Origin of the sequence: Brevibacterium renqingii, from assembly GCF_017808105.1 — a bacterium.
GTDB classification, from domain to species: Bacteria; Actinomycetota; Actinomycetes; order Actinomycetales; family Brevibacteriaceae; genus Brevibacterium; species Brevibacterium renqingii.
The window spans coordinates 151,013-164,107 of sequence record NZ_JADBHF010000001.1; the positions used below are offsets into that span (position 1 = coordinate 151,013).

The window sequence follows — 13,095 nt, forward strand, 5'->3', positions numbered from 1 at the left end:
TCAATGTATGGGCATAATGGAAGGGTGATGAGTGAACGGACATCGTCTGCCCCTGAAACCTGCTGCTCGACGCTGACGGGCGACCCGCTGAGCGTTGAGGATGCACAGGTGTTCGCGAGAATCTTCAAAGCGATCGCCGACCCCACCCGGTTGCGGCTCGTTTCTCTTGTCGCATCACATGAAGGCAACGAAGCCTGCGTCTGCGATCTCATCGATCCGGTGGGCTTGGGTCAGCCCACGGTCTCGCACCATTTGAAGATTCTGGTCGATGCAGGAGTGCTTCACCGGGAGAAGCGCGGCATCTGGTCGTATTACTCCCTCAAGGCTGAGACGCTGGAACGGGTAACGACGTTCCTGTCCGCCTCCTGACATTCATGCAGTGCTCATCGGTGTGTATTTCAGGCGGCATGGATGCCCATCAGTCGGAAGCCGTTTCTTGTTCCCCTGCACGATCGCCGCGGTGGCCGTACTTCACAGTTCCAATGAGAGCACTTCGTGAACCGGTGAAGCGTGACGCAGTGCGGAGTCCGGGCGCATCCCGATCTTCTGTGCGACCCGTTGGGAAGACCGATTGTCCTGGTGGACAACTGCGATGAGCCTCTGGCTGACACCTAGGCCACGGGCATGATCACGGCAGGCCAGTGCCGCCTCGGTGGCGTATCCGTTTCCCTGCGCGCTCGCCTTGATGTGATAACCGACTTCGAGATGAGGACGCTCGTTGACGATCTGCCAAGTAAGACCGCAGTCGCCGATGAACTTGCCGGAGAGAGTCTCCACTGTCCACAGTCCGAAGCCGTTCTCAGCATAACTCTGCCGGTTCCTTGCGATCCACTGTGAGGCTTCGGCACGGTCCTTCGCTTTGGGGTAGTACTCCATGACTCTCGGATCGCCCAGAAGTGCGGCCATCTCGTCGAGATCGTCGGCGTTCATCTCACGCAGGCGCAGGCGTCGTGTTTCAATGAGAGGCATGTGCTCAGGCTACGCCCGGTACCGGGTGCGAGGGACACAGTTGAGACTGAGAGGGCAGCGACATGGGACGAACGATGCAGGTCAGCGACAGTGTGGTCATCAAGGCGGCTGCGCTGGCGATCTGGGAGCAGGTCGCCGATCCGAGGCAGATGCCGCGGTGGAGCCCGGAGAACACGGAGGCCCGCACCCAGTCGCCCGAGCGGCCGCTGGCAGTCGGCGAGACCTTCGAAGGCAGCAACCGTCGGGGACCGGCGACATGGGTGACCGAGAGTGTGGTCATCGAATCGGAACCGGCCAGACGATTTGCCTTCACCGTGCGCAGGATCGGACCGCGCTCGCCGGTGCTTGCAGGCAGCAATGCCACGTGGTCCTATGATTTCGAGGACCTCGGCTCGATGACGCGTGTGACCGAGACCTGGACCGACGACCGCCGCGGATGGCCGGACTGGACGGCCTGGCTCTTCGACCGCATCGTCACGCGGGGTCGGAGCTTCGCGGACTTCCAGCGTCTGAATATCCACCGGACCCTGATGGCGATGAAGGACGACTTCGAAGCCGGTCGGTGACGCGGCTCCGGCGCCGAGGCGAAACCTCGGCGCCGGAATGATCATGCCCGGGAGGGTCCTCCCATCGTGCGGGAGGGCTCTTTCACCGTGCTGTGACGCCCGGGCCCAGAGGAAGCCCCATGAGATACCACAGGATGAACAGCACGATCCAGACGACGAGGTTGACCACAGCGATCGGCAGTACGAGCGACATCAGCGTGCCGACGCCGGCATTGGGACGGTGCTGACGGATGAATCCGAGGGCCAGGACGAAGTAGGGGCTCATGGGTGTGAGACTGTTCGTCGGGGCATCGGCGATGCGGAACATGGCCTGCGTGGTCTCCGGCGCGATGTCGAGGAGCATGAGCATCGGCACCAGGACCGGAGCGACGAACGCGTACATGGCCGAGCCCGAGGTGAGCACCAGGTTGAGGCAGCTGATGAAGAGCACGGCGACGACGAAGATGACGATCGGCGCAGCGCCGAGACGGTCGAGCAGACCGGCGCCCTCGATCGCGATGACCTGTCCGATGTTCGTCCATTTGAAATAGGCCAGGAACTGCGAGGCGGCGAAGAAGAGCACCATGACGGGCACGAGGGCCGCGACGCCCGGAGCCATGAGCTCGGGGATGTCGCTGAACTTCGTGATTGAACCGGCGATGACACCGTAGACGACGCCGACGGTGGCGAAGAACAGCATCATGATGACGGCGATATTGTTCATCAATGGCGAGTCGAGGACGCTTCCGCCCTCTCCGCGCAGCGGCGAGCCTGCGGGCAGGACGGCGATCACGAGCAGGCCGAAGAAGAGGACCGTGGCGATCCCCGCTCCCACCATGCCCCGCTGTTCGGCAGGCACCAGCTTCATGTCCGGCAGCGGCTCTGCATCGATCGAGGGTTCGGCGGCTTCGAGAGCCGCGACCCGCTTGGCGACGACCAGCTCGACCACCATGGTGATCGACAGCGCCAGCACGATCGACGACGATGCCGAGAAGAAGTAGTTCGACAGCGGGTTGACGTTGTAGCTCGGATCGATGGTGTGGGCGGCGGCGGTCGTCAGTCCGGCGAAGACGGCATCGGAGCCGGTCGGGATGAGGCCCACGCTGCTGGCGCCGCCGACGGCGACATACGCGACGACGGCACCGATGATCGGACTGCGTCCGACCGCCCGGTAGGCGATCATCGCCAAGGGGATCATCACCGCGAAGGCCGCATCGCCGGCGATCTGAGCGGCCATCGCGGTGATCGCGATCGTGAAGGTGACGTAGCGAGGATTCACCTGGGAGAGCATCCCCCGCATGAGCGAGGGAAGCAGACCGGTGGCATCGGCGACGGAGACGCCGAGTGCGACGACGACGATGAGTCCCAGCGGTGGGAAGTTCACGAAGTTCTCGATCGCACCGTCGAGCATCATATGCACGCCCTCGGTCGAGAGCAGGTTCTTGACGGCCACGGTCTCGCCGTTGGTCGGGTTGACCGAGGACAGCCCCCATCGGGCGAACAGCGCGCTGAGCAGCGCGACTATGACGGCGAGCCCGGCAAAGATCCAGAACGGATGGGGGAGCTTGTTGCCGGCTCTGTCGACGGCTTCGAGGAGCTTCATCACTCCCCTGGACAGGCGGCTCTGCCTGCCCTCCTCTGGTGGTGCTTGAATCGACACGATTCTCCTTCTCAGGTGGTGGAATTGGCGATGCCGGCGACCGGCAGGATCACACGTGGGTGTGCGAGCCGGCAGCGGTGGCCGCACCGTAGAACATGTCGCCGCTGTTGTAGGCGGCGAGTCCGGCCCCCTCGGCGGGAATGACGATGATGCCGCCCATTCCGTTCCGTGCCGCGATGCGGTCGAGAACCTGCACGGTCGCCTCGTCGGCGCCGGCTCCGCTCAGCTCAACGCGAGCGTGCACGCTGTGGGCTGCGACCTCGGTGATGAAGACCTCCCCGGTGCCGGTGCAGGAGACGGCGACCGTGGCGTCATCGGCGAAGGTTCCGGCACCCACCAGAGGGGTGTCGCCGATTCGGCCGGGCTGCTGATTGACGATGCCTCCGGTCGATGTCGCCGCAGCCACGTGCCCGGAGGAATCGCGGGCCACGGCGCCGACGGTGCCGTGCTGGTCCATGGGATCGGGACGGTTCTGGAACGCGGCGAGCTCTCTGCGCCTCTTCTCGGTGATGAAGTGATCGGGGTCGACCGTTTCGACACCCCACTCGGCCAGCTGCGCCTCTGTCGGTGCACCGAACAGGACATGCTCGGACTGATCCATGACCGCGCGTGCGGCAGTGACCGGGTTGCGCACCGTCCTCACGCCCGCGACCGCACCGGAGGCTCCGTCGCCGGTCATCACCGAAGCATCGAGCTCGGCTGTTCCGCTCGAGGTGAGAGCGGCGCCGTGACCGGCGTTGAAATCGGGAGCGTCCTCGAGCTCGCGGACGGCGGCGATGACTGCGTCGACTGCCGAACCGCCCTCGGCGAGCACGGCATGGCCGGCGGCGAGGACCCTTTCCAGAGCGGCGTGCGCGCTGGCGGTCCCGTCCTCGGTCAGCGGGGTGGATCGATGGCCCGCCCCACCGTGGACGATGAGGAGCGGCTCGGTTCCCTGGCCGAACGACCTGAGGACGGTTTCTGGCATGTGATGTTCCCTTCATTTGTGCTGAGCGAAAACATCTTGGCATACTTGTTTCATCTGTGCAATACAGATCACATTTGAAATGTACATTTCAGTCACTGGAGGAAAACGTCCATGAATACGGTCGCGGAGATGATCAATTCCTCCATCGATTCGCTCAGCCCCACGGAGCGCAGAATCGCCCGTGCGCTGCTTGCCGACTACCCGAGCGTCGGCCTCGGCACAACGTCTTCCCTGGCGAGTGCGGCCAATTCGAGTGCGGCCTCCGTCATCCGCTTCTGCACCCACCTCGGTTTTGCCAGCTTCGGGCAGATGCAGGACCGTCTGCGCTCGGAGCTGACGACGCGGTCGGCGAGCCCATTGGCCCGCGCCGAGGAGGAGACCGCGCGTCGCGACGGTTCAGGCGGATTCGCCTCAAGCGGAGCGGATCGGGCTGCTCTGATCACACGGACGTTCCAGCAGAATCCCAGCTCGGAAATCGAGCGGCTCGTGAGGCTGCTGTCGAAGACCTCGAACCGAGTGGCCGTCGCCGGCGGCCACTACAGCGGCTTGGTCGGTCGGGTGGCCCAGCTGCAGCTGGCGAAGGTGCGACCGGACGTCGTCTTCCTGGAGGATCCGCTGGGACGCGACCTGCCTGCAGTGACCGATCTGCGCAGAAACGATGTGCTGCTGGTCCTCGATGTGCGGCGGTACCAGGATCATCTGTTTCAGGCCGCGGATGCGGCGAAGGGGAACTCCGCATCGGTCGCACTCATCACTGACCAATGGCTCTCGCCGATCGCAGGAATCGCCGATGTCGTTTTGCAGGCCGCCGTCGACGTGTCGTTCTTCGACAGTCAGGTCGGGTGCCTGGCACTCATCGAGGCGATCGTCCACGAGGCCGCGACCCGCATCGACGGAGCCGTCGACCGCCTCCGCGCGCTGGAGGAGCTGCGCCCCTCGCAGAAGTCGAACTGATTCTCGAGCAGGCCCGGCCCCGCAGCCTTCATTCCGTGAGCAGGCCGAGGTCCCGGAGCTCGGCGCGCAGCTTCGGTGCATCGTCGAAGACCAGTCCGATGAGGCCGAGGGAGCGAGCGGCCTCGACGTTCGCCGGCAGATCGTCGATGAAGACCGTCCGGGAGGCATCGAGGTCGAAGCGTTCGAGCAGAGTCTCGAAGATCGCGGCATCGGGTTTGATGAGCCCTTCGCGGCCGGAGACGACGACGTCTTCGAGCTCGGCGATCGCCGGTGCGACCTTCGGCGCATGGTGGAATGTCTCTGCCGACCAGTTCGACAGGCCCAGCAGCCGCGTCCCGGAGGCCTTGAGATCAGTGACGATCTCGGCCATTCCCTCGATCGGTCCCGTGAGGGACTTCTCGAAGCGTTCATAGTAGAGGGAGACGATCTCCCCGTGCCGGGGATCGCGTGCAGCGGCCCGGGCGACCACCTCGGCGACGGGGACGCCGCTGTCGGAGGCGGTGTTGAGTGCGGCGAAATCGGCTTCGGCGGCGAAGTCGCGCCACTGTTCGGGGCTCATGCGATCGGCGAGCGGGCCGGTCTGGTCCCAGCCGATGAGGACGTTGCCGAGGTCGAAGACGACCGTGGTCGGAATGTCACCGGTGTGTGCGGTCATGGCACCTGCTTGTCTGAGGGGGTGGATCGGTCAGAGCCAGGCTACCCGGACGTGCAGCATCTGCGCATGGAAAAGCGACCCTCCGCTGCGCACAGCCGAGCGTCCGAAGTCTCGGACAAGCTCGGTGTGCGCAGCGAAGAGCCGCTGTGTTTCTCAGAAGTCTCGGGTGAGACTCACCAAGAGTCTCAGAGGCCGCGGACGCGAGTCGCCTGCAGTCCCTTAGCACCCATCTCGGAGTCGAATTCGACATTCTGACCCTCGGTGAGCTCGCGGTAGCCGGTGGCTTCGATCGCGGAGAAGTGGGTGAAGACATCTGCCGAACCGTCGTCAGGCTGGATGAATCCGAAACCCTTTTCCGCGTTGAACCATTTCACGGTACCTGTAGCCATAATCTTTGTATCCTTATTTTTTAACTGATGACCGCATCTGCGGTCTTGCTGGTCGGATCCGTGGCCGGATCCGGCTTTCCCGTTGGATGGACTGAATCCGGGACTCAGGTCCAACGAAAATCTGTGGGGCACCGAGGTCGCCCGGATGTGAGCGAAGCACAGCTGCACTGAGGGCGGGGGATCCATCGTCGCAGTGACGACGGGAGACTCTCGGTATCGAAGGGGCACACGACGGTGCCGGATGGAAGTCGATGAGGAATTGGATGAAGAAGTGAAATTCGTGAGGGGCGCGGGCGGTAGACACACACCGGTCGGGCAACAGCACGGCACCGAGCGATTCTACCTACGCCTCCAGTGCCACGTCTTCGCACATGCTCAGATGCACGAACACGATCAATTCTAACAGAGCCCAGGGCACTTCGGTGACCAGGCGAGGTGCCGGAGTGCTCAAACGGCTCCGACGAGCAGGCGAGGCGCCGTCGAATCGCTCCGGGCGGACAGTTCCCGATCAGAGGCCCTAGGATTGTATGCAATCTGCCCGAGGCCCCCGAATGCAGGAGCGAAGGAAGTTGGACTTCTCCCACGGCACATCGTCGATCGGCCCGAGACGCCGGCGTCGGCTCGCAGCGAAGTACCGCAGGCGGCGCACAGTCGTCGCGACCCTGGCGATCCTCGTCATCGCCGTACCGGTGACCATTGTCGCGGCCGTGCACAATCTCAGTTCGAACATCTCCTCGGCACCCCTGCGCGCCGGCACCGAGAGCGGTGTGCCCGAGAAGCTCACGGACGAGACGAATGTGCTCATCCTCGGCTCCGACACCAGAGACCTCGAATCCGCCGAGGACGGGGGCTCCGCGCCCGGCTACGGCAGTGCCGAAGGCGCCCGCAGCGATGCGATGATCCTCGCCCATGTCGCCGCCGACGACTCGCGCATCGATGCCGTCCAGATCCCCCGCGACACGATCATGGACGTTCCCGCCTGCGAGGACACCGGCCATGGAGGTTCGGAGGCGTTCCACGGCATGATCAACTCGGCCCTCAACGCCGGCCCCGCCTGCTCCGTCTCCGCCGTCGAGAAGCTCACCGGCGTGAGGCTCGACCATTTCATCGAAGTCGACTTCGACGGCTTCGCCACGATCGTCGACGCCCTCGACGGCATCCCCGTCGACCTCGACGAACCGCTCCAGGACGAGAAGGCGAAACTCGATCTCCCCGCTGGAGAGCAGATGCTCGATGGCACGGACGCCCTCGCCCTGGCCAGAACCCGTCATGCGGTCGGCGACGGCAGCGACATCTCCCGTATGGGCAACCAGCAGATGGTCATGGAGGCCATCATCGATCGGGCGAAGAGCACCCGGACACTGAGCCGACCCGACAGGCTCTACAGTTTCCTCGACGCCGTCACCTCCTCTCTGCGCGTTGACGAGGACCTCGACTCGGTCACCGCTCTCGCCTCCTTGGCCTCGACGGCCTCCTCGGTGCCCGAGGACGCGATCAACTTCGAGATCATGCCCTGGGCACCGGCGCCGGAGAACCCCAACCGCGTCGTCAGCGCCCCCGAGGCCGAGGACGTGTTCACCGCCATCATCGACGACGAGCCGATCGCCGACCTCGTAGACTGACCCCGTGCCGGTCGACGAGCTTCTGCCCTTCCTCCTCGGCGTCGTCGTACTCGTCGGTGCCGCCGTTGTCATCCTCGGGTTCGCCGAGGTGGGGCTCGGGTGGCTGCCGATCGTGGCGATCATCCGGGCGATCGTCCAGCTCGCCCTTATCGCGTTCATCCTTCAGGGTGCGCTCAGCGCGTGGTGGGCCGTGTTCGCCTTCATCGCTCTCATGCTCACCACCGCCTCGCTGACCTCATTGCGACGTGCTCGAGAGCTTCCCCGCGGACCGGCAGGAGCCGTGGTGGGAGTCGTCGTCGGAGCACTCGTGACACTGGCGCTGGTACTCGCACTCGGCCTCGTCGAGCGAGAGTTCGAACGCGTCATCGCGATCGCGGGGATCGTCATCGGCAACTCGATGACGATCGCGACGCTGGCGATGCGCCGGTTCGCGGCGAACCTGCGCACGGGCGTCGGCGAGATCGAAGCCTGGCTGTCGTTGGGCGCCAGGCCGCGCCGGGCCGTGCAGCGTCTGCGGCAGGATTCGATCCGCGAGGCGTTGCTGCCGGGCCTCGACCAGACGAAGAACACCGGCCTCGTCACCCTCCCGGGAGCATTCGTCGGCGCCCTCTTCGGCGGTGCCTCACCGTTCGAAGCCGCGGAATTCCAGATCGTCGTCCTGGCCGCACTCGTGCTGGCCGGAGCCGTCACCGCCGTCCTCGGGACCTCCATCGCCGCCGGTGCCGGCCGTCTGCCGGCGCCCGAGCACTGAGCCGGTCGGCTGCCTGGACCGGAGCAGTGGGCGGACCGATCGGCGGCCGCACGCGATGACTCCGCGGGCACCACTGTCCAGTGAGCACTCATCCGCACCCCCTAGACTGGCCCGCATGTCTACGATCGAAATCACGCAAGACAACTTCGAGTCGACCATCAACGACAACGAAATCATCCTCCTCGACTTCTGGGCCGATTGGTGCGGTCCGTGCAAGCAGTTCGCCCCCGTGTACGAGCAGGCCGCCGAGGCCAACCCAGACATCGTCTTCGGCAAGATCGACACCGAAGCCCAGCAGCAGCTGGCCGGACTCTTCGCGATCTCCTCGATCCCGACCCTCGTGGCCTTCCGCGAAGGAATCGTCGTCTTCGCCCAGCCCGGCGCGCTCGCCGCGCCTCAGCTCGAACAGGTCATCAACGCAGTCAAGGGCCTCGACATGGATGAGGTCCGCGCCGAACTGGCCAAGCAGGACGCCGCCGGGTCAGCCGAAACCGACGCGAATTCTCCCGATTCGATCCCGGACGACCCGGGCACCGAGCAGTGAGCGACCACGCCGCCGACAACACAGCACACACCCCGCCTGACGGAGTGCCGGATTCCGTTGCGGCGTGGGAGGAGCGCTACTCCGGGTCCGAGGACCCCGTGTGGTCGGGCAACCCGAACGAGGCCCTCGTGGCCACTGTCGGCGATATGGCCCCCGGCCGCGTCCTCGACGTCGGCTGCGGAGAGGGCGCCGACGTCATCTGGTTGGCCGAGCACGGCTGGGACGCCACCGGCATCGACCTCTCGACCACGGCCATCGACCGCGCCCGCAGGGCCGCCGAGGAGCGCGGAGCCCGCGCCGATTTCGCCGTCGCCGATGTCTCCACCTGGGGGCCGGAGAACGGTGATCGCCGAGGCGGGTTCGACCTCGTCACCGGATTCTTCCTCCACACCCGCCTGCCCGACACGCGGGAGGAGCTGCTGACCCGTGTCGCTGCGCACGTGGCGCCCGGCGGTGCGCTCCTGCTCGTCTCGCATGCGACGATGCCGCCGTGGGCGGCCGAGCACGATGAGAAGTTCGAACACGGGATGGAGCACCACCACGAACCCGTGAGTCCGAACGGGGACTTCGCTCTGCTCATCGGGGCCAGCCCCGACCGCTGGGAGATCGAACTCGCCGAGACCCGCACCCGGCAGGTGACCTCCCCCGAGGGTGAACCCGCCGAACTCGAGGACGCGGTTCTGCTCGCCCGCCGGATCTGAGCACCCGCCTCGGCGGGCGGATCCTCGGGCCAGCGGTGCCGGTCGCGCGGAGGGACGATGATGCTCTGGCCAGGTAAGGCGTGCCTAGTGCACATTCGGCGCACTTGGGACTATGGTTGAGCCATGGCTCGGTTCAGCTTCCTCGAGTGGCCGGTACTACGGCAGTTCCGCTCATCCGATATCACCGGACGCGGAGAATCAGTCGTGTCCCAGAAGACCCGAGACATCACCCCGCGCACGAGCACGGCCGATAAGGTCGTCCAGTCCGTGTGCCCCTACTGCGCTGTCGGCTGTGGGCAGAAGGTCTTCGTCAAGGACGACAAGGTCGTCCAGATCGAAGGCGACCCGGATTCGCCGATCTCGCGCGGTCGGCTGTGCCCGAAGGGCGCGGCCAGCGAACAGCTCGTCAATTCCCCCGGTCGCGTCACCGACGTCCTCTACCGTGCCCCGCGGGCGAAGGACTGGACGAAGATCGAGCTCGGCACCGCGATCGACATGATCGCCGACCGGTTCATCGAAGCCCGCCGCAACCATTGGGAGGACGTCGACGACAAGGGCCACCCCCTGCGTCGGACGATGGGGATCGCCAGCCTCGGCGGGGCGACCATCGACAACGAGGAGAACTACCTCGCGAAGAAGCTCTACACGGCGGCGGGCGCAATCCAGATCGAGAACCAGGCGCGCATTTGACACTCCGCCACGGTTCCCAGTCTGGGAACCTCGTTCGGGCGAGGCGGCGCCACACAACCCGTCCAGGATATGGCGAATGCGGACTGCATCATCATCCAGGGCTCCAATATGGCCGAGTGCCATCCCGTGGGCTTCCAATGGGTGACCGAGGCCAAGGCCCGAGGTGCCCGCGTCATCCACGTCGATCCTCGTTTCACGCGCACCACTGCGATCGCCGATAAGCACGTCCCCATCAGGGCGGGCTCCGACATCGTGCTGCTGGGCGCGCTCATCAACCGTGTGCTGACCGAAGGCAAGCACTTCGAAGAGTACGTGCGTGCCTATACGAACGCAGCGAACCTCATCAGCACCGACTATCAGGACACCGAGGACCTCGACGGGCTGTTCTCCGGCTACGACCCCGACACGAACTCCTACGACAACTCCACATGGTCCTATCAGACCGACGAGCACGGTGCACCCGCGACCGACCCGTCCCTGGAGGACCCGCGGACCGTCTTCCAGATCCTCAAGCATCACTATTCGCGCTACACGCCCGAGGTGGTCGCGGAGAACTGCGGCATCGAGCCGGCGGACTTCGACTACCTCTTCGAATCGGTGACGGAGAACTCCGGGCGGGAGAGGACCACGTGCTTCGCCTACGCGGTCGGATGGACGCAGCACAGCCTCGGCGCACAATTCATCCGCACCGCCTCGATCCTCCAGCTCCTGTTGGGCAACATGGGTCGTCCCGGCGGCGGAATCATGGCGCTGCGCGGACATGCGACGATCCAGGGATCGACCGATATCCCGACCCTGTTCAACCTGCTGCCCGGCTATCTGCCGATGCCGAGCGCGGGAGTCCACGACTCCTTCGACGACTACGTCGCGGCCGTCGGCACGCCCGAGACGCACAAGGGATTCTGGGCCAACGGCCGCAATTATGCGGTCAACCTGCTCAAGGCATGGTGGGGCGATGCGGCGACGGAGGAGAACGACTTCGCCTTTGACTATCTGCCGCGCATCAACGGCGCCCACGGGACCTATCAGAGCACCGAACGGATGCTCGCCGACGGCGTCGACGGCTACTTCCTGCTCGGCCAGAACCCCGCCGTGGGTTCGGCGAACGGGCGCATGCAGCGGATGGCGATGAGCCACCTCAAATGGATGGTCGTACGCGACTTCAGCCTCATCGAGTCCGCCACGTGGTGGAAGGACGGGCCGGAGACCCAGACCGGGGAGCTGAAGACAGAGGACATCGACACCGAGATGTTCTTCATGCCGGCGGCCAACCACACGGAGAAGGCCGGCACGTTCACCCAGACGCAGCGGCTCGTCCAGTGGCGCCACAAGGCGGTCAATCCGCCCGGCGATGCTCAGAGCGAACTCGACTTCTTCTTCCACCTCGGCAAGAGGATCAGGGAGAAGCTGCAGGACTCGACCGATCCACGTGACAGACCGATCCTGGACCTCACCTGGGACTATCCTGTCGACGAGGAAGGCGAGGTCGATCCCGAATCGGTTCTGGCGGAGATCAACGGCTACCACGTCGGCGGGGAGAAGGACGGCCAGCCGCTGGCGACCTTCAATGAGATGACCGCGGACGGCACCACGGCGGGAGGCTGCTGGATCTATGCGGGCATCTACGCCGGGGGCGTGAACATGGCCGCGCGCCGCAAACCTCGGGAGGAACAGGACGAGACCGCCCTGGAATGGGCCTGGGCCTGGCCGCTCAACCGTCGCATCCTCTACAACCGCGCCTCTGCGGCACCGGACGGGAAACCCTGGTCGGAACGGAAGAAGTACGTCTGGTTCGACGAGGACCGCCAGCGGTGGGTCGGATCCGATGTTCCCGACTTCCCGATCGACCGCGCACCGTCTGCCCGCTCGGAGCAGTTCTACGGCGGTCCCAGCCACCTCGACGGTGACGACCCCTTCATCATGCAGGCCGACGGCAAGGGCTGGCTGTTCGCGCCCAGCGGCATGGTCGACGGACCTCTGCCCACTCACTATGAGCCGCAGGAATCGACTGTGGCCAATCCGCTCTACGAGCAGCAGAACAGTCCGACACGTCTGACGATGAAACGCGAGGACAACCTTTCTGCACCGGGTGCCGGCTATCCCGGCTCCGAGGTCTACCCGTACGTCTTCACGACCTACCGGCTGACCGAGCACCACACTGCAGGAGGCATGTCCCGCTGGCTGCCGTACCTCTCGGAGCTGCAGCCGGAGATGTTCTGCGAGGTCTCGCCGGAGCTCGCCGCCGAGGTGGGGCTCGAGCCCTACGGCTGGGCGACGCTCGTCTCACCGCGCAGCGCCATCGAGGCTCGGGTGCTCGTGACCAAGCGGATGACGCCGCTGAACATCGGCGGCAAGACGGTCCACCAGATCGGCCTGCCCTACCACTGGGGCGTCGGCGGAACCGGCGCTGTGGTCGAGGGCGACTCGGCGAACGATCTGCTCGGCGTGACCATGGACCCGAACGTCTTCATCCAGAACAGCAAGTACGTCGCCGGCGCGGTCGTGCCCGGTCGCCGCCCCCGCGGTCCCGAGCTCGTCGACTTCGTCGAGAAGTACCAGGCCAGCGCGGGTCTGAGCCCCGAATCGGGCAATGCCCACGTCACCGTCTCCGAGGAGATCGTGGCCGAGTCCGCCGATGCCGACCGATC

General features: G+C 65.4%; 12 protein-coding genes and 1 pseudogene. 8 read left to right on the forward strand and 5 right to left on the reverse strand.

Going from position 1 to position 13,095, the window contains the following annotated elements:
• Positions 1-27: 27 nt before the first annotated feature.
• Positions 28-369 (forward strand): ArsR/SmtB family transcription factor, encoded by a 342-nt coding sequence (locus IHE57_RS00645; protein WP_209370090.1) that lies wholly within the window; start codon positions 28-30, stop codon positions 367-369.
• A gap of 102 nt (positions 370-471) precedes the next feature.
• Here the strand turns inward: IHE57_RS00645 and IHE57_RS00650 are convergent, their stop codons facing one another.
• A complete protein-coding gene (locus IHE57_RS00650) occupies positions 472-969 on the reverse strand; it encodes a GNAT family N-acetyltransferase (protein ID WP_209370092.1) in 498 nt (165 codons plus the stop codon).
• 62 nt (positions 970-1,031) lie between these two features.
• On the opposite strand from IHE57_RS00650, the gene IHE57_RS00655 reads away from it, so the two are divergent.
• Positions 1,032-1,535 carry an SRPBCC family protein gene (locus IHE57_RS00655; RefSeq protein WP_209370094.1) on the forward strand — a complete coding sequence of 168 codons (504 nt, stop codon included), beginning with the start codon at positions 1,032-1,034 and terminating at the stop codon, positions 1,533-1,535.
• Positions 1,536-1,617: 82 nt separating this feature from the next.
• On the opposite strand, the gene IHE57_RS00660 is transcribed toward IHE57_RS00655, so the two are convergent.
• Both IHE57_RS00660 and IHE57_RS00665 read right to left on the reverse strand, forming a co-directional pair.
• Positions 1,618-3,174, reverse strand: coding sequence for an AbgT family transporter (locus IHE57_RS00660; RefSeq protein WP_366933813.1), 1,557 nt, complete (start codon positions 3,172-3,174; stop codon positions 1,618-1,620).
• 49 nt (positions 3,175-3,223) lie between these two features.
• Positions 3,224-4,141, reverse strand: a complete 918-nt coding sequence (locus IHE57_RS00665) for an isoaspartyl peptidase/L-asparaginase family protein (RefSeq protein ID WP_209370096.1) — start codon at positions 4,139-4,141, stop codon at positions 3,224-3,226.
• 111 nt (positions 4,142-4,252) lie between these two features.
• Between IHE57_RS00665 and IHE57_RS00670 the strand changes: the two genes are divergently transcribed.
• The gene (locus IHE57_RS00670) at positions 4,253-5,095 is read left to right on the forward strand and encodes a MurR/RpiR family transcriptional regulator (RefSeq protein ID WP_209370098.1); all 843 of its coding nucleotides are present in this window, start codon (positions 4,253-4,255) and stop codon (positions 5,093-5,095) included.
• A gap of 28 nt (positions 5,096-5,123) precedes the next feature.
• Here the strand turns inward: IHE57_RS00670 and IHE57_RS00675 are convergent, their stop codons facing one another.
• Positions 5,124-5,750, reverse strand: coding sequence for an HAD family hydrolase (locus IHE57_RS00675; RefSeq protein ID WP_209370100.1), 627 nt, complete (start codon positions 5,748-5,750; stop codon positions 5,124-5,126).
• A gap of 185 nt (positions 5,751-5,935) precedes the next feature.
• Positions 5,936-6,139, reverse strand: coding sequence for a cold-shock protein (locus tag IHE57_RS00680; protein WP_209324411.1), 204 nt, complete (start codon positions 6,137-6,139; stop codon positions 5,936-5,938).
• Between the two features lie 569 nt (positions 6,140-6,708).
• Here IHE57_RS00680 and IHE57_RS00685 point away from each other — a divergent pair.
• The 5 genes and pseudogenes from IHE57_RS00685 to fdnG form a co-directional block, all read left to right on the forward strand.
• Positions 6,709-7,761 carry an LCP family protein gene (locus tag IHE57_RS00685; RefSeq protein WP_253719814.1) on the forward strand — a complete coding sequence of 351 codons (1,053 nt, stop codon included), beginning with the start codon at positions 6,709-6,711 and terminating at the stop codon, positions 7,759-7,761.
• A 4-nt stretch (positions 7,762-7,765) separates the two neighbouring features.
• Entirely contained in the window at positions 7,766-8,512 is a 747-nt protein-coding gene (locus IHE57_RS00690; RefSeq protein ID WP_209370104.1) for an ABC transporter permease, read from the forward strand.
• A gap of 115 nt (positions 8,513-8,627) precedes the next feature.
• A complete protein-coding gene (gene trxA / locus IHE57_RS00695) occupies positions 8,628-9,056 on the forward strand; it encodes a thioredoxin (RefSeq protein ID WP_209370106.1) in 429 nt (142 codons plus the stop codon).
• Positions 9,053-9,757, forward strand: a complete 705-nt coding sequence (locus IHE57_RS00700) for a class I SAM-dependent methyltransferase (RefSeq protein WP_209370108.1) — start codon at positions 9,053-9,055, stop codon at positions 9,755-9,757. The genes trxA and IHE57_RS00700 overlap by 4 nt, the downstream gene beginning before the upstream one ends.
• A 123-nt stretch (positions 9,758-9,880) precedes the next feature.
• Positions 9,881-13,039, forward strand: a pseudogene (gene fdnG, locus IHE57_RS00710) (formate dehydrogenase-N subunit alpha); the annotation flags it as partial.
• Positions 13,040-13,095: the final 56 nt, after the last annotated feature.